Origin of the sequence: Sulfurimonas sp. (assembly GCF_028714975.1) — a bacterium.
Classification (GTDB): domain Bacteria; phylum Campylobacterota; class Campylobacteria; order Campylobacterales; family Sulfurimonadaceae; genus Sulfurimonas.
On record NZ_JAQTLH010000003.1, the window covers coordinates 146,064 to 162,156 of the forward strand.

General features: G+C 38.3%; 16 protein-coding genes and 2 tRNA genes. 6 read left to right on the forward strand and 12 right to left on the reverse strand.

Going from position 1 to position 16,093, the window contains the following annotated elements:
- Positions 1-6 precede the first annotated feature (6 nt).
- Positions 7-804: a 3'-5' exonuclease gene (locus PHQ93_RS04095; RefSeq protein WP_299941459.1), complete on the forward strand. Its 798-nt coding sequence runs from the start codon at positions 7-9 to the stop codon at positions 802-804.
- A gap of 1 nt (position 805) precedes the next feature.
- Here the strand turns inward: PHQ93_RS04095 and accA are convergent, their stop codons facing one another.
- The 6 genes from accA to gpmI form a co-directional block, all read right to left on the reverse strand.
- Entirely contained in the window at positions 806-1,741 is a 936-nt protein-coding gene (accA, locus tag PHQ93_RS04100; RefSeq protein WP_299941184.1) for an acetyl-CoA carboxylase carboxyl transferase subunit alpha, read from the reverse strand.
- Between the two features lie 15 nt (positions 1,742-1,756).
- Positions 1,757-2,974 (reverse strand): beta-ketoacyl-ACP synthase II, encoded by a 1,218-nt coding sequence (locus PHQ93_RS04105; RefSeq protein WP_299941187.1) that lies wholly within the window; start codon positions 2,972-2,974, stop codon positions 1,757-1,759.
- Between the two features lie 102 nt (positions 2,975-3,076).
- Entirely contained in the window at positions 3,077-3,304 is a 228-nt protein-coding gene (acpP, locus tag PHQ93_RS04110) for an acyl carrier protein (RefSeq protein WP_299912514.1), read from the reverse strand.
- A gap of 193 nt (positions 3,305-3,497) precedes the next feature.
- Positions 3,498-4,199, reverse strand: coding sequence for a DUF523 and DUF1722 domain-containing protein (locus PHQ93_RS04115; protein WP_299941191.1), 702 nt, complete (start codon positions 4,197-4,199; stop codon positions 3,498-3,500).
- A gap of 6 nt (positions 4,200-4,205) precedes the next feature.
- Positions 4,206-4,952: a 3-oxoacyl-ACP reductase FabG gene (gene fabG / locus PHQ93_RS04120; RefSeq protein ID WP_299941194.1), complete on the reverse strand. Its 747-nt coding sequence runs from the start codon at positions 4,950-4,952 to the stop codon at positions 4,206-4,208.
- A gap of 29 nt (positions 4,953-4,981) precedes the next feature.
- The gene (gene gpmI / locus PHQ93_RS04125; RefSeq protein ID WP_299941197.1) at positions 4,982-6,457 is read right to left on the reverse strand and encodes a 2,3-bisphosphoglycerate-independent phosphoglycerate mutase; all 1,476 of its coding nucleotides are present in this window, start codon (positions 6,455-6,457) and stop codon (positions 4,982-4,984) included.
- 139 nt (positions 6,458-6,596) lie between these two features.
- Between gpmI and mraY the strand changes: the two genes are divergently transcribed.
- The 5 genes from mraY (at position 6,597) to PHQ93_RS04150 (ending at position 9,655) form a co-directional block, all read left to right on the forward strand.
- Positions 6,597-7,658 carry a phospho-N-acetylmuramoyl-pentapeptide-transferase gene (mraY, locus tag PHQ93_RS04130; protein ID WP_299941199.1) on the forward strand — a complete coding sequence of 354 codons (1,062 nt, stop codon included), beginning with the start codon at positions 6,597-6,599 and terminating at the stop codon, positions 7,656-7,658.
- On the forward strand, positions 7,658-8,857 hold the full coding sequence (murD, locus tag PHQ93_RS04135; protein WP_299941201.1) for a UDP-N-acetylmuramoyl-L-alanine--D-glutamate ligase: 1,200 nt from the start codon (positions 7,658-7,660) through the stop codon (positions 8,855-8,857). The genes mraY and murD overlap by 1 nt, the downstream gene beginning before the upstream one ends.
- Positions 8,857-9,414, forward strand: a complete 558-nt coding sequence (locus tag PHQ93_RS04140) for a formyltransferase family protein (RefSeq protein ID WP_299941204.1) — start codon at positions 8,857-8,859, stop codon at positions 9,412-9,414. The genes murD and PHQ93_RS04140 overlap by 1 nt, the downstream gene beginning before the upstream one ends.
- Positions 9,415-9,474: 60 nt before the next feature.
- A tRNA-Phe gene (locus tag PHQ93_RS04145) sits at positions 9,475-9,550 on the forward strand.
- Between the two features lie 29 nt (positions 9,551-9,579).
- Positions 9,580-9,655: transfer RNA gene (locus PHQ93_RS04150), tRNA-Phe, on the forward strand.
- Positions 9,656-9,675: 20 nt separating this feature from the next.
- Here PHQ93_RS04150 and PHQ93_RS04155 read toward each other — a convergent pair.
- The 6 genes from PHQ93_RS04155 to PHQ93_RS04180 form a co-directional block, all read right to left on the reverse strand.
- Entirely contained in the window at positions 9,676-10,674 is a 999-nt protein-coding gene (locus tag PHQ93_RS04155; protein WP_299941207.1) for a HAMP domain-containing sensor histidine kinase, read from the reverse strand.
- A gap of 127 nt (positions 10,675-10,801) precedes the next feature.
- Positions 10,802-11,458 carry a response regulator transcription factor gene (locus PHQ93_RS04160; RefSeq protein WP_299941214.1) on the reverse strand — a complete coding sequence of 219 codons (657 nt, stop codon included), beginning with the start codon at positions 11,456-11,458 and terminating at the stop codon, positions 10,802-10,804.
- Between the two features lie 44 nt (positions 11,459-11,502).
- Positions 11,503-11,715: a BrnA antitoxin family protein gene (locus tag PHQ93_RS04165; protein ID WP_299941217.1), complete on the reverse strand. Its 213-nt coding sequence runs from the start codon at positions 11,713-11,715 to the stop codon at positions 11,503-11,505.
- On the reverse strand, positions 11,712-12,005 hold the full coding sequence (locus PHQ93_RS04170; protein WP_299941220.1) for a BrnT family toxin: 294 nt from the start codon (positions 12,003-12,005) through the stop codon (positions 11,712-11,714). The genes PHQ93_RS04165 and PHQ93_RS04170 overlap by 4 nt, the downstream gene beginning before the upstream one ends.
- 57 nt (positions 12,006-12,062) lie before the next feature.
- Entirely contained in the window at positions 12,063-15,110 is a 3,048-nt protein-coding gene (locus PHQ93_RS04175) for a CusA/CzcA family heavy metal efflux RND transporter (protein ID WP_299941223.1), read from the reverse strand.
- A gap of 4 nt (positions 15,111-15,114) precedes the next feature.
- Positions 15,115-16,077, reverse strand: a complete 963-nt coding sequence (locus PHQ93_RS04180) for an HlyD family efflux transporter periplasmic adaptor subunit (RefSeq protein ID WP_299941226.1) — start codon at positions 16,075-16,077, stop codon at positions 15,115-15,117.
- Positions 16,078-16,093 lie beyond the last annotated feature (16 nt).

Here is a 16,093-nt window from a genome sequence, read left to right on the forward strand (position 1 = left end):
TAATTGATGATAAATAATGATATTTGCCTAGATGCAAAAAGTATCCATAAGCTATCTTCCGGCGGACTCTCTTCAAAAACACTAAAAGAGCAGATTGATGACGATTTGGAGTTTTTGCTTCAACTTTGGCACTCTCAAGGTTTACAGATAACAAAACAGCAGGGAAATTTTTACTTTGCAACAAGATTTATCCCCGTAGAAGATGCTGAGTTTTGTATAGTAGACATTGAAACAAACGGCTCAAAAATAGAAAAACATCAGATAATTGAAATAGCAGCCGTAAAAGTAAAAAACGGCAAAATAGTCGATAGTTACGAATCACTTGTTAATTGTATCGAAATAAACCCGCATATTACCGAGATAACGGGTATAACGGCAGAAGATACCAAAGATGCCCCGAATCTAAAGAGAGTAATGTATGATTTTAAAACTTTTTTGGGAGATGCTGTTTTTATTGCGCATGATGTAAAATTTGACTATAAATTTATATCACAAAGTATGCAAAAAGTCGGTTTGGCACCGCTTTTAAACAGAAGCTTATGCTCTTTATCGTTAGCGGAGAGAACGATTGAATCATATAGATACGCTCTCTCTTATTTAAACGAAATATTTAGCCTAAATCCCAGCGCAACTCATCACAGAGCGATGAGCGATGTGCTTACGACTTATGAACTTTTTAAATTATCACTGGCTAGTTTAGATGAAACTGTAGAAACGGTAGAAGACCTCATAAAGTTTACAAAAGAGGCAAAAAGATTGAAAAGACCGAAATTTGACCCTCTGATTAAAGAGAGTCAAGAGTAATCTACTCGCTATAAGCTCCGACGCCTACAAGTTTTTTATATCTTGCATCCATTCTCTCTTCATCGGACATTTGACGAAGTTTTGAGAGCTCTGTTAAGAAATATTCGGCAATTGCTGCAGCAGCACCTTCTTTATCTCTATGCGCGCCTATTAGCGGTTCTGCGATTATATCGTCTATTAGATTTAACTCTTTTAAGTCACCGCTTGTAATTTTCATAGCATTTGTTGCCGCTTCTGCTTTTGCAGGGTCGTTCCATAAAATTGCAGAACACCCTTCAGGTGAGATAACGCTAAAAACAGAGTATCTCATCATAGCAAATTTATCGGCAACACCGATAGCAAGCGCACCGCCGCTTCCGCCCTCGCCGATAACCACAGAGATAGTTTGCGTGTTTAGCTGCGATAATTCCAAAAGATTTCTGGCAATTGCTTCACTTTGGTTTCTCTCTTCTGCTCCGATACCCGGATATGCACCCGGAGTGTCTACAAGCATAAGAATAGGGATATTAAATTTTTCAGCAAGTTTCGCCGCACGAAGAGCTTTTCTGTAACCCTCAGGATGAGGCATACCGAAATTTCTTTTTATCTTGTTTTTAGTTCCGCGACCTTTTTGCTCGCCGATAACCATAACTTTCTCTTCGCCGATATAGCCCATATAGCATAAAATAGCCGCGTCGTCACGGAAGTGTCTGTCTCCGTGAATCTCATACTTATCTCTCACGATCAAGTTAATATAATCAAGTGCGTACGGTCTATCTATATGGCGCGCCAATTGGAGTTGTTGAAAAGGAGACAGATTGTTAAATATTTTTGAAACTTCTCTATCTAAATTTTCTTGCAAAATTTTAACCGTACCCTCGTCATGACGAACTCGTGCAGATATAATGTCTTCTTGTATAAACTTTATCTTGCTCTCAAAATCTAAATATGTTGCCAAACTAAATCCTTATACTTAGATTTTTTTAAAAATTAAAACACCGTTTGTTCCGCCAAAACCAAAAGAGTTACTCATTACCGTAGTTAACTCTGATTTTCTAGCACAATTTGGAACTATATCAAGATCACAATTTTCATCAGGTGTTTCGTGGTTAATCGTAGGAGGTATTATTCCATCACGCATTGCCATTAAGCACACAACCGCTTCTATACCGCCCGCAGCACCTAAGCAGTGACCGATTTGTCCTTTTATAGAACTCATCGGAGGACAATTTTCTTTGCCGCCAAGTAGCTCTTTTACCGCAGCAGTCTCGTTTTTATCATTTATAGGAGTACTTGTTCCGTGTGCATTTACATAATCAAGTTTAGGTTCACCTGCCATTTTATATGCGGCTTTCATTGCACGAGCCGGACCGTCAAGACTTGGTGTAGTTATATGGTTAGCATCACCGCTTTCACCGAAGCCGATGATTTCACCGTAAATATTTGCCCCTCTTGCAACTGCGTCTTCATACACCTCTAAAATTAAAGCGGCAGCGCCCTCTCCCATAACAAATCCATCACGATCTGCATCAAACGGACGAGAAGCTTTCTTTGGATCTTCATTTCTAGTGGAGAGTGCTTTCATTGCAGCAAACCCGCCCACACCCGCACCTGTTATAGCACATTCTGCCGAGACTACCAACATTTTGTCTGCACCGCCGCACATAATCGTCTTAACAGCTTCGCTTATAGCATGAGTTCCGGCAGCACATGCCGTTACACTTGAGAGATTCGGACCTTTTGTCCCATGCTCAATCGAGACAAAACCGCCAAGCATATTTACAAGCGCTGAAGGAATAAAAAACGGGCTTATTCTTTTTGGACCTTTTGTCTCGATTATAATAGAATTTTTCTCAATCGCAGGAAGTCCGCCGATACCAGAACCCGCACTTATACCGAATCTATCCATATCGATATCTTCTTTAAAATTAGCGTCAGCCATTGCTTCTTGAGCAGCTTTTAAGCCAAGGTGGATAAATCTATCTGCTTTTTTAACCTCTTTTGCTTCCATAACCGTAGACGGATCAAAATTTTTAACTTCACCTGCAATCTGTACAGCGTAATTCTCCGGATCAAAAAGAGTTATTTTATCAATCCCGCACTCTCCATCACAAATAGCTTTAAAAGAACTCTCTTTATCATTTCCAACCGCATTTATCATGCCTAAACCGGTAACTACAACTCTTCTCATTAAAATCTCCGTAAAAATATAAAATACTTTTTAAAAGCCAGAAAAACCTGACTACTAAAAAATATTTGCTACTGAGGAGCCCTCAGTAGAATTATTTGGTAATTATTTGTTTTCGATGTAATTAACTACATCTTTAACAGTTCTAATTTTTTCAGCTTCATCATCAGGAATTTCGATATCAAATTTCTCTTCAAGCGCCATTACTAACTCAACTACATCAAGGCTATCAGCACCTAAATCCTCAACAAACTTCGCGTCTTCTTTCACTTCATCGGCATTTACGCCTAATTGTTCAACCACTACTTCTTTAATATCGTCTAAAAGTGCCATTCTAGCTCCTATGTTTTATGTGTAAAATCCTGTAATTGTAACATATTTAACTTAAATAAACTACCAACAAAAAATAAAACAAGAGACCGTTTATCGGGCTTAAATCGCTTTGTTTAGGCATAATCATACATTTTTTTAGAGAAAAACTTTAAAAAAACAACCCTCTACCATATTTGTGTTACAACGCTACACATCATAACAGAGCTTTTTTTGAAATAGCGACTTTAAAGTTATACTCATAGTTTGCAAAAAGGTCATCGAACGGTAGATTTTCGTGATTTGTAACGATATTTTCAAGCACTCCACAAAGCTTTTCATCTTTTGTTTGAAGTAAAAGCTTGTTTTTTAAATGAAAATCAACAAGAGATTTTATATTTGGACTACTCTCTTTTAACTTCTCTATGGAGTCATACGCAAAAAGATGCATCATAAAATTTTCTCTAAGCCGCTCATCTTGAAGTCTGCTCTCCTCTTCCATCGGCAAAAGAGGAAATTTCTCTTTGAAGATAGTGACAAAAACACCGTCGCTTTGTGTATCGACATTTCCGTTTTCTAAGTAGGTTTTTGCGCTGCCCATGCCGCAGCTTGGAGATTTTGACTTAAAAATAATACCGCTTAGATTTACTTCTGCTATTTTATGCATCTCTTCATACACTTTATCTAAAAGCTGCCGTGTTAAATCAGAATCATTTTCGTTTGAGAACACAAAAACAGCATCATCTCTGCTAGCAAGTCTAATGGAGGAACGCGGTGTTCCAAACGCAATAGCTTCGGGACAAAAAGGAACAAATGAGGCATAGCGGCTCAACTCATCGGTAATAAATTTATCTTGTTTATGTCCGCCGTCATATCTGACATTTTGACCTAAAAGACAAGCCGAGACTGCTATGTTCATTTTATGTTATGCCATATTCATTCCGCCGTTAACTTTTAGCGTCTCACCAGTTATGTAGCTTGAATGATCTGATAGTAAAAATGCCGTTGCTTCTGCTACTTCGGCAGGATTTCCAAAACGACCCATAGGGATTTTAGAAGTAAAACTATTTTTTACCTCATCGCTTAAAACATCCGTCATCTCAGTTGCTATAAAGCCCGGAGTAATAGTGTTGTAACGGATACCGCTAGAAGCTGATTCAAGTGCAAAACTCTTCGTCATAGCAATTACGCCGCCCTTACTTGCAGAATAGTTAGTTTGTCCCGCATTCCCCGTCTCACCTACAATTGAGGCAATATTTACGACTGAGCCAAACTTTTTCTTTCTCATCACTTTCATAGCTTCACGACATCCTACAAAACATGAGAGAAGATTTGCATTGATTACCGACATAAAATCTTCACTCTTCATTCTTAGAGCTAGTTTGTCATTCGTAATTCCTGCGTTATTTACAAGGTAACTTAACTCTCCATCGCAATCAACAATAGTCTTAATTGCATCTACAAACGCATCTTCATTACTTACATCAAAACCGATTACCGCTGCACTTCCGCCTAAAGCCTCAATAGCATCTTTTATAGCATCCGCTTCTGCCGCACCGCTTCTGTAGTTAATCCAAACTTTTAAACCGTATGACGCCAAAACTTTTGCAATCTCCGCACCGATACCGCGACTAGAACCCGTTACTAAAACATTTTTTCCGCTAAATTTCATTATTATTTCTCCTTGATTTTATTTTAACTTTAAACTAAACTATGATCCATCTCTGAAGGAATTTCAAGTCCCATAAGCTTTAAAACGGTCGGTGCTATATTGTTTAGTCCGCCGTTTTCAACCTTGCTTACACCCTCTGCTTCAACAAAACACCACACTTTTCCCACAGTATGATTTGTTAAAACATTTCCCTCATCATCTCTCATCTCTTCACAGTTTCCATGATCGGAGGTGATAACAAGAGCATAATCTTTCTCTTTGGCTTTTTGCATAATTTTGCCAAGCTCGTTATCTACCGCATTTACCGCAATTTTTGCCGCTTCAAAATTACCTGTATGTCCTACCATATCGCCGTTTGCAAAATTTACGACTATAAAATCATACTCATCATCCATAGCCTTTAAAACGACCTCTCCTACTTCTGCCGCACTCATCTGCGGTTTTTCATCGTAAGTTTTTACATTTGGAGAAGGTATTAAAATTCTTGTCTCATTCTCATAAGGCTCATCAATCCCGCCGTTAAAGAAAAATGTCACATGGGCGTATTTTTCGGTCTCAGCCGTATGAAGCTGTCTAAGACCTGCTTTTGATATAACTTCAGAGAGAGTGTTTTTAGGCGAATCTTTCTTAAAGAGCACAGGATAAGTAAAACTCTTGTCATACTCGGTGATAGTCGCAAGATTTACTTCAACATGCGACTTTGAAAATCCGCTGAAATTTTTATCCCCGATAGCAGTTACAATCTCTCGCATACGGTCACTTCTATAGTTAATCGTCAAAACGCTATCTCCCTCTTTCATACCCGCATATCCGTTAAATGCGACGGGTTCTATAAACTCATCCGTCTCATTCTTTGCATACGATGCGTCAATATAGCCCAAAGGCTGCATATCTGTTTTCGGAGTTGCATTTACAATCGCCTCATACCCTTTTTGAACTCTGTCCCAACGGTTGTCTCTATCCATCGTATAAAATCGTCCGGCAATAGTAGCTATTTTGATATTGTGATTTAAATTAATTTGAACTTGCTCTAAAAATCTCTTTGCAGAAGTGGGAGAGACATCTCTGCCGTCGGTAATAAGATGTAAAAACACCTCTTTGCACTCTTTTGACGCCAAATCTGCTATACCCATAAAATGGTCTATATGAGAGTGAACTCCGCCATCGCTCATAAGTCCGATAAGATGCAATCTGTTTGATTTATCTAAAAGGTTTTTAAACTCTTCGTTCTCTTTAAATCTGTTCTCACTCAGTGCTAAAGATATTTTTACCAAATCCTGATACAAAATTCTCCCGCTTCCTATGCTCATGTGTCCGACTTCAGAGTTGCCCATTTGACCCTCTGGAAGTCCGACGCTTAAACCGAAAGTGTCTATCAAAGAGTGCGGAGTTTTGCTAAAAAGTTCATCATAGGTCGGTTTGGTCGCGCTGTAAAAAGCGTTAAACTGAGTTTTTGAACTATAGCCGATACCGTCTGTTATGACTAAGATAGCTTTTTTTGTCAATATTTATCCTTGATAATAAAAGATTTATGCAATTATACTATAATGTCGTTTTTATTTTGTTACGCAATCCCCTAAAGCTTTTTGCATAAATGCGAAAGATTTACCCTGTAACAACAGTTATTTATAAGGACTATCAATTTTGCTGTACTGGCTCTCAGAACTACTTAATATAAATCTTCTCGGTTACATCACGGTAAGGGCAGGAATCTCGTTTTTTCTAGCACTCTCTTTTACGCTGTACTTAATGCCGCGATTCATAAAATGGGCGCAATCAACTTCTAGCGTTCAGCCTATCAACGAGTGGGCGCCACAGCGACATCAGGGCAAAGCAAAAACTCCGACAATGGGCGGAATTGTCTTTATTTTTTCAACTATTTTAGCCTCTTTGATTAGTATAAAATTCTCCAATATTTATGCCGTCGGTGCAGTTGCAACGCTTCTGCTCTTTGCTTTGATAGGCTTTCAAGACGACATTGCAAAAATCAAGAAAAATCAAAATCTTGCAGGACTAAAAGCGAGAACTAAACTGTTCTTGCAAACTGCTTTTGCTTTGACAATCTCAATCTTTTTATATAACCTTACCGACTTCAACACAAGTCTTTATGTTCCGTTTTTAAAAAATCCCGTTTTTAATATGGGTATTTTTGCTATCTTTTTTTGGACAATAGTCATAATAGCAACATCAAATGCGGTAAACTTGACCGACGGGCTTGACGGACTTGCAACCGTTCCGTCCATTACGGCTCTTGCTTCTTTTAGCATTATCATCTACATCACGGGAAATGTTACCTTAAGCTCTTATCTACTTATGCCTCATATAAATATTGGGGAAGTTGCAATCGTCTCAAGCGCGCTAATCGGAGCTTTGACGGGATTTTTATGGCATAACTGTCACCCTGCCGAAGTTTTTATGGGAGACAGCGGTTCACTTACAATCGGTGCATTTTTAGGCTATCTCGCAATCATCTCAAAAAGTGAAATCCTTCTTCTCTTAATCGGTTCAATATTTGTTATAGAGACGCTCTCGGTAATACTTCAAGTCGGAAGTTACAAACTTAGAAAAAAAAGAGTCTTTTTAATGGCTCCTATCCATCACCATTTTGAGATGAAAAATTGGGCGGAGAACAAGATTATCGTTAGATTTTGGATTATTGCTACTCTATCAAATGTTATTGCTCTAATCACGCTAAAGATTCGTTAATGCAAAGAGTCTCTCTTTTTGGATATGGCAAGACCACAAAAGCACTTACAAAGCTCTATCCTGATGCAATATTTTATGACGACAAGTGCAACGAAGCGTTTAGAGACGATAACGGCTTTGAAGTTAGACCTTCATCTGATTTTGATCCCGACTATTCAGATTTAGAAGTTCCCTCTCCGGGAATTCCCCCGTTTAATCCTCTGATTTTAAGAGCAAAAAACCTTATAAGTGAATATGACTGCTTTGCTAAAAACTCCCCGCTTAGCGTGTGGATTAGCGGAACAAACGGAAAAACTACTACAACACAGATGATGCAACACCTCTTAAAAGCCAGAGGCTCGCAAGAGGGCGGAAATATAGGAACACCGCTTGGCGAGCTAAACCAAAATGCCGATATATGGATACTTGAAACTAGCTCTTTTACAATTCACTACACAAACCAAGCAGTGCCTAATTTATATGTTTTACTGCCGATAACACCTGACCATCTAAGTTGGCACGGCGATATGGACGAGTACATAAAAGCAAAATTGAAGCCTGTTTTGAAAATGCGTGAGGGAGAAGTAGCAATCATCCCCGAAGCATACAAAGATGTAAAAACTTCCGCACATCTCATAACATACAAAGATGAGAGCGATTTGGCTTCGCGATTTGGCATAGATACGAGCAGAGTGAACTTCAAAGGCGCTTTTTTGATGGACGCGCTTTTGGCAATGGCGGTTGAGAGGATACTTTTCGATAAAATTGATTATGAAAAAATCAACTCATTTGTTATCGACCCTCACAGACAAGAGGAGCTTAGAGACAGCAAAGGTCGCCTATGGGTAAATGATACAAAGGCGACAAACTTAGATGCGACTATCGTAGCACTTAAACGCTATCAAGATTCGAGTGTGCATCTTATTTTAGGCGGGGATGACAAAGGAGTCGACTTGAACGAACTCTTTGTCTACCTGCAAAAATGTGATGTTAAAATCTACAACATCGGCTCAAACAAAGAAAAACTCTCAAATCTGGCACGCGAGTACAACATTGAGTTTGAACTTTGTAAAAACCTTGCAGACGCGATAGTAAGAATAGATAAAAATCTAAAAAATTACGAGGTTGCCCTACTCTCTCCCGCTGCAGCGAGTCTTGATGAATTTAAATCATATGCCGACAGAGGCGACCAGTTTAAAAACGCCGTAAAAGTGTTGTAGTGACGAAAATAGCCATTTTAGCGTCTTACAACGGAAGCGGTTTCAATGCGCTTTACGAAGCATCTCAAAAAAGAGAGCTAAATATTGAAATAGTCTTAGTTATATCAAACAACTCAGATGCGGTGGCATTACAAAATGCGTCCAAATACGGGATTGATAATTTAGCAATCAACTCAAAAACAGATGAAAATCCGGATGCAAAAATAGAACAGCTCTTACATGAGTACGGGTGTAAATATGTTTTTTTATCCGGCTATATGAAAAAAGTCGGCGAGAACATAACAAAAAATTTTAAAGTTATAAACTCTCATCCCGCACTTCTTCCAAACTACGGCGGAGCGGGAATGTACGGTCGCTTTGTGCATGAAGCCGTTATGAAAAACCAAGAAAAAGTAAGCGGCGTTACCGTTCACGAAGTTAATGAAAATTACGATGAAGGCAAAATCATCTTACAAAAAAAACTCATCTTGAGCGAAGATGAAAGCGTAGATTCGCTAGAAGCTAAAATCAAAAAACTTGAACAGAGCGCAATCGTAGAAGCATTTAAAAACATTTAAAAAATAGACTTATAAGCTAACTTTCAGTCCCCAAAAGATATAATTGCGCTCTTAAAAGATGGCCAATTAGCTCAGTCGGTAGAGCAAGTGACTGAAAATCACTGTGTCCTTGGTTCGATTCCGAGATTGGCCACCACTCTTTTAAACCACAACTTTTTTTATAATGGCCAATTAGCTCAGTCGGTAGAGCAAGTGACTGAAAATCACTGTGTCCTTGGTTCGATTCCGAGATTGGCCACCACCAACCCATTCAACAATTAATTAGAACCTTAATATAACCGTTGTCAAACCGTTTTCTACGGAACTTATCTTAATCTCTATCTTATATCTTTGGCAAACTCTCTTAACAATATCCAATCCAATTCCAAATCCGCCTTCGTATTCGTTGGCTCTGTAAAATCTGTCAAAAATCTTATCCTGCTGCTCTTTTTTTATCCCCGTACCGCTATTGCTGATGGTAAACTCGTTTGCACTTAGCGTTAGCTCTATCTTACCGCCGTGCTTGTTGTATTTAACGGCATTGGATAACAGGTTGCTAATGAGCCTCTCTGCGCTTAGCTGATCAATCATTAAAAAAGCATCTGAGAGGTTTTTATCTATGGTTAGTGATTTTTTGGATGCCAAATCCTCATAAAGAGCAAGTTCATTTTCTACAATTTCTCTTATATTAATCTGCTTTACGATTTGATTTTCGTTTTCAAGCAGCAGATAGGTTAAATCCGAGTATATTTTTTGAACGCGCTTTGAGCTAATCTCAACTCTTTTTAAAATATTTTCATTAATATTCTCTTTTTTAAGCCTCTCAATGCTCATCAAAATTGCGGTAATAGGGGTGTTTAGTTCATGCGTCGTATCTTTGATAAATTTGTCTAGTTTGATTCTCTCGTTTTGTATCGGTTTTAAAAACATCTTTGCTAAAAAGTAGCCCACAATTACGATAAGAACAACCGAAAACAGGGCGATAAGAAGTATGCTTTGAATCAATTTAAAAATTTGCTCGTTTGCTTTTTTATTTTTAACGACCAAATATTTTACATCGTGATGAAGCTGCGGACTAAGATCTACGAAGTAGTCAAATTTATCATCCTCGTAAAAGCCCTGCTTAAACTCTATCGCCTCTGACGCCAAACCGTAGATAACGGCTCTGTTTTCATCATAGAGCGTTATATCGTATCCGTCTGTTTTCTCAATGTTTAGCGGCTGCGAATTCATATAGGATGAGACGATTTTTGAAGAGAGTCCGAGTGCCAAATTCTTCATCTTCTCTTTTTTCACCAAGATAATATTTGAAGACTCATAACCGTAAAAGCTAACGGCAATAAAGAGAATTAAAAAGATTGATGAACTAAGATAAAGTCCTAAAAAGCCGTAGAGCGACTTTTTTTCACTAGATGTTAACTCTATAGCCGACTCCTTTAATCGTAGTTATAAAATCTTTGCCAAGGTGCGCTCTTATATTTTTTATATAGGTTCTAAGCGTAGCATCGCTCGGTACCTCGCCGTCTATCCAGATATTGGCTGCTAGTTCTGCATGTGAGATAATTTTATCTTTTTGCGATAAAAAATACTCAATTATTTCAAAATCTTTTTTGGATAATTTTATTTTTTCGCCCTCTTTAACAAGCGTATGAGTCAATTTATCAAGATAACTCGTAGCATCTATAACAATATGTGTAGAGTTTAGATTGTGCGTTTTTATAAGATAGTTTATTCTTGCGTCGAGTTCTATGAGGTCAAAGGGTTTTTTTAGATAATCATCGCATCCCAAATCAAACCCTTTTTTTAAATCAACGGCAGAATCAAGCGAAGTGATAAAGATAGTCGGAATGTTGATATACTGCTCTTTTAATAGTTTTAAGAGCTCAAAGCCGTTTAAAAGCGGTACATTTACATCAAAAAGCATAAAATCATACCGCTTCTTAATTATCTTCTCATAAGCCTCTTCACCGTCGTAAGCACACGAAACAGAGTAGCCTTTTTCGCTTAAATGCTCACTTAGTATCTCTGATAAAATAACATCATCTTCTAATAATAAAATATTCATTTGAGTATTCTACTAGAAATCATCTTAGAAAATCTGTGAGTAAATTAACTCGTCCACTTCAACTGCGGTTCAACATGACGCATCGCACAATCTGTGAGATACGAATTTATAAGTGTTTGATACGGTAAGCCCATTTTTACCGCTAGTTCCTTAAAATACTCAACCGTTTCCACTTCGATATTGAGTGAAATCTGCTTTTTGGCTCTTTTGGCATACGGATTCTGAATAGATTGTGAAAAGTCGTATTCTTTTTTCATGGTAAAAACTCCTTGTATTGGCGTTCTTCGTTTTTCGTTGATGCTCTGGCGGAAATAATCCGAATAATTCCATCCGCATCTCGGTAACAATGAACAACTGTTAAAATTTTCAGGGTGTAACTCATTCCCAGTAAGATAAACCGCTCTTCTTCATCTGAGTGTTCAGGGTCTTGAAGCAAGCGACCGTAATCATCATCAAAGACGGTTCGAGCCTCTTCAAATGAGACGCCATGCTTTTTGATGTTTGATAACGCTTTTGCTGGATCCCATTCAAATGTTAACGATTTCATAATGCTATTATAATGATTAAATCATGCTAAGTCAAGATTATGGCTTAGACTGCTCTTTTAGTTTTTCCTTAAAGAGTATAAAATAGGGATGATAAGCAGTGTTAAAATAGCCGAAGTGACGATGCCGCCTATCATAGGTGCCGCAATTCGCTGCATAACTTCACTTCCCACACCGCCGATGTACATAATTGGCAAAAGAGAGCCGAGAATGGCAAAAACCGTCATTAGTTTTGGTCTTAATCGCCCTGCCGAGCCGTGTATAATCGCCTCTTGATGAGAGAGAGTTTTATCTTTTATCGCCTCTTCAAGATAGATGACCATAACAATCGCCGTCTCTGCGGCAATACCGAGCAGAGCCAAAAAGCCTACAACAACGGCGATTGAGAGATTAAAACCTAGATAGTCGACATAAAGCAGTCCTCCGAGAACGGCAAAAGGCAGAGTCAAAAAGACTATAAGCGAATTTGTTGCATCTTTAAGCGCAAAATAGATAAGCACAAAGATACTGATAACGACTATGGGAACGATAAAACTAAGTCTTGCTTTGGCAGATTCGAGATATTCGCTCTGCCCCGCAAACTCATAGTAATACCCTTTTGGAAGTTTGATATCTTGCAAAAGAGCCGTAGCCGTCTTTTTATACTCATCCGCGCTGGCACCGCTTTTTGGCGTGATATAAACAAATGAAACTTTCATACCCTTTTCACTCGTTATAACACTCGCTCCCTCTGTGTATTTTACATCTGCAAACATACTAAGAGGCAAAAATCCAAAAGATGTTTTTACTTTTAACTCTTTGATTTTATCTATATCTTCTCTTTGGCTTGAATTTATCCTCATAGATATAGGATGGCGTTTAAGTCCGTCAATAAAAGTGCCCACGCTAAGCCCCCCTACTCCAAAGGAGATAGTATCAAGTATATCTTCTTTTGAAAGACCGTATCTTGAGAGTTTATCCTGCATAATGTTTACTTCTAAGAAATATCCGCTGTTTGATTTATCGGCAGATACGCTTAGTGTAAGCGGCATAGTTTTTAGTTTTTGCTCCATCTTAGAAGAAATCTCTTCTAAAATTTTGTTATCATCCCCGTAGAGTTTTATGCCAAGAGGGGTACGGATACCTGTTAGAAGCATATCTATCCTTCCTCGTATCGGATAAGTCCAAGAGTTGATTAGCCCTTTGATTTCAAGCGCTTTATGCATATCCCGCATCAATTTCTCATAAGTCATTCCCTCTCTCCAAAGAGATTCGTCTTTAAAAGTTATGATGGTCTCTATCATCGCAAGCGGAGCTGGGTCTGTCGCACTGTTGGCACGACCGGCTTTTCCAAAAACGGTATCGACTTCAGGAAAACTTTTGATGATTTTGTTTGTCTCGGCGGTAATCTCTTTAGCCAAATCAATGCTGACGCCATATGGAGTAACGGGCATATACATAAAATCCTGTTCATTCAACTGCGGCATAAACTCCCATTTTTGCGCATTGTAAAGCGGATAGATATAAGCTATCCCGACAACGGAGAGAACAATTATCAAGTACTTTAATTTTAAAAAGAGTTTCAGCACGGGAGTATATAAAAATGTAAAAAATCGGTTGATGTAGTTATGTTCCTCTTTTTTAATCTCACCCTTAATGAATAGCACCATTAAAACCGGTACCAGCGTAATGGATAGCAGCGCACCGATAAGCATTGCAAATGTTTTGGTGTAGGCAAGAGGCGAAAAGAGTTTTGCTTCTTGCCCCTCTAACGCAAAAATTGGCAAAAACGAGATAACTATCAGCATAAGAGCAAAGAAGATAGGACGACCGACCTGCTTTGAAGACTCTATGATAATTTCAACCCTGCTCTTTGAGCCGTCACTTTTACTGAGATGTTTATGAGCATTTTCAACCATTACAATAGAAGCGTCTACCATCGCGCCTATGGCTATGGCGATACCTCCTAAACTCATAATATTTGAACCTATATGAAAGAGCGTCATAAGCCAAAAGCTAAGCAAAACCGTCAAAGGGAGTATGATGACTACAACCAAAGCGCTTCTAAAATGAAACAAGAAAAGAGCCGTAATGATGATGACGATGATAGACTCTTCCATCAATGTATGTTTTAGCGTATTTATAGCCCTATCTATTAGTTTACTTCTGTCATAAACGGTAACTATCTCTACATCTTCATTTTTAAGCGACTCAATTTTGGCTTTGATTTTTTGAATCACCTCATAAGTATTCTCTTTATATCGCACCAAAACAATGCCGCCGATGGCTTCACCCTCTCCGTTAAATTCGGCAACTCCGCGTCTTGGCGTCGGCACTATAGCAACTTCACCTATATCACTCAGTTTTATAGGCGTTACACCGCTTACTTTGAGTGTTATATTTTCGATGTCTTCTATGCTTGAGGCATATCCACGCGCCTGAATGATATTTTCATAGCCGTTTTGTAAAAGTACGCCGCCGCCGATATCTTGGTTATTCTTCTTAAGCGCATCGGTTATTTCGTTTATGCCGATGTTGTACTTTACCATCTTATCTTGATCTACAAGAAGCTGATAATTTTTTACAAACCCGCCCACTGCCGCTACTTCACTGACACCGTCAACGCCTAGCAGTCCGTATTTTAAGTAGTAATCCTGATAATCCCTTAACTCTTGAGGGTTAAGCTTTTTTGATTTTAAAACATATTGATAAGCCCAACCCACACCAGTTGCATCGGGTCCCATACTTACTTTTGCATTTGATGGCAAAGTAGGCAAGATGGTAGAGAGCTGTTCTAAAATCCTGCTTCTGGCATCATAAATATCCGTATCGTCTTTAAAGATGATGTATATCATCCCCGTTTCAAAACTGCTCATCGCTCTAACAGTTTTGATATTTGAGAGCGACATTAAAGAGCTGATAAGCGGATAAGAGACCTGCTCTTCGATAATTTTTGGAGATTGCCCCGGATAGGATACTTCAAGTATCACTTGCGCAGGAGAGAGATCCGGCAGAGCGTCAAGCGAAATATTTTTAAGGCTCGATAGCCCTAAAATCGTTAAAATCACCGAGACAATAAGGACTAAAAATATATTTTTTGCGCTAAAGCCTATGATTCTCTCAATCATTTTATTACCACTTTTCACTCATATATGAGCCGTTTGTAACCGCATCGCTATCAAGCAGGAAAAGTGCGTTTTGCGCTACTTCGCTACTCTCGTCTATGCCGCTAGAAATCTGATAATACCCGCCACCGTACTTTGCGTCAACCTCTTGGGGCTCATATTCGCTTTTAGATATTTTCTTAAAGACATAAAATTTATCGCCTTTTTTTATAACTGCATCTTTTGGAAGTGTGAGCGAAGAGTTTTCATTTTTACTAAAACTTACTTTTGCAAACATATCAGGGAAAATTTTACCGTGCGGATTTTCAACATCAACTCTAACATCAAAAGTCAAATCCTCTTTGTTGATTTTTGGATATATCTTGCTGACTTTTGCGGCAATCGGCGTGCTTAAGCCCTCTATCTCCACGCTCACGCTCATCCCTTGTTTAATAAACTCAAGATCTTTTTGATACACTTTCGCCATAACCCACATTGAAGAATTATCTGCGATTTTTAAAAGAGCTGCACCCGACTCCGCATAAGAGCCTATAAAGATATTTTTTTCGATGATTTGACCGCTAAACTTGCTGTAAATCGGAATTGTAAAATCATTAGAAGTAAGTACTTTTTCGTCTATCTCACAATCTTTTAGTTTTTCTAAAATTATCGCTTTCCTTTCTTCATAATTTTTAGCAAGCTCAAACTCTTTTTTTAAAGCATGCATATGTTTTGGAGATATATCAAAAAGTTTATCTCCCCGCTTAACGCTCTTATAGAGTTCGTTAGCATCAAATTTTTCGATGTAGCCGTCAAATCTTATATTTACTTCATAGATTTTACGCTCATTATAGGCAGTCGTCGCATAGTATGTTTTAGATATTTTTTGCGCTTGCATCTTTGGTTTGATGCTTTGGATGTTAAAAGCCTGCTCAAAAGTTTTTGAGTTTGCCAGCGTAAGGGTTAATAAAATTAAAATTACTATTTTCATGCGTAAAATCCATCTT

Excerpts from the sequence above, each read along its gene's own strand:
- PHQ93_RS04175 (WP_299941223.1), bottom strand. The coding sequence starts at position 15,110 with ATGATTGAGAGAATCATAGGCTTTAGCGCAAAAAATATATTTTTAGTC.
- PHQ93_RS04095 (WP_299941459.1), top strand. The coding sequence starts at position 7 with ATGATAAATAATGATATTTGCCTAGATGCAAAAAGTATCCATAAGCTA.
- PHQ93_RS04170 (WP_299941220.1), bottom strand. The coding sequence starts at position 12,005 with ATGAAATCGTTAACATTTGAATGGGATCCAGCAAAAGCGTTATCAAAC.
- PHQ93_RS04160 (WP_299941214.1), bottom strand. The coding sequence starts at position 11,458 with ATGAATATTTTATTATTAGAAGATGATGTTATTTTATCAGAGATACTA.
- murD (WP_299941201.1), top strand. The coding sequence starts at position 7,658 with ATGCAAAGAGTCTCTCTTTTTGGATATGGCAAGACCACAAAAGCACTT.
- fabG (WP_299941194.1), bottom strand. The coding sequence starts at position 4,952 with ATGAAATTTAGCGGAAAAAATGTTTTAGTAACGGGTTCTAGTCGCGGT.
- PHQ93_RS04155 (WP_299941207.1), bottom strand. The coding sequence starts at position 10,674 with ATGAAGAATTTGGCACTCGGACTCTCTTCAAAAATCGTCTCATCCTAT.
- PHQ93_RS04165 (WP_299941217.1), bottom strand. The coding sequence starts at position 11,715 with ATGAAAAAAGAATACGACTTTTCACAATCTATTCAGAATCCGTATGCC.
- PHQ93_RS04180 (WP_299941226.1), bottom strand. The coding sequence starts at position 16,077 with ATGAAAATAGTAATTTTAATTTTATTAACCCTTACGCTGGCAAACTCA.
- PHQ93_RS04105 (WP_299941187.1), bottom strand. The coding sequence starts at position 2,974 with ATGAGAAGAGTTGTAGTTACCGGTTTAGGCATGATAAATGCGGTTGGA.
- acpP (WP_299912514.1), bottom strand. The coding sequence starts at position 3,304 with ATGGCACTTTTAGACGATATTAAAGAAGTAGTGGTTGAACAATTAGGC.
- PHQ93_RS04115 (WP_299941191.1), bottom strand. The coding sequence starts at position 4,199 with ATGAACATAGCAGTCTCGGCTTGTCTTTTAGGTCAAAATGTCAGATAT.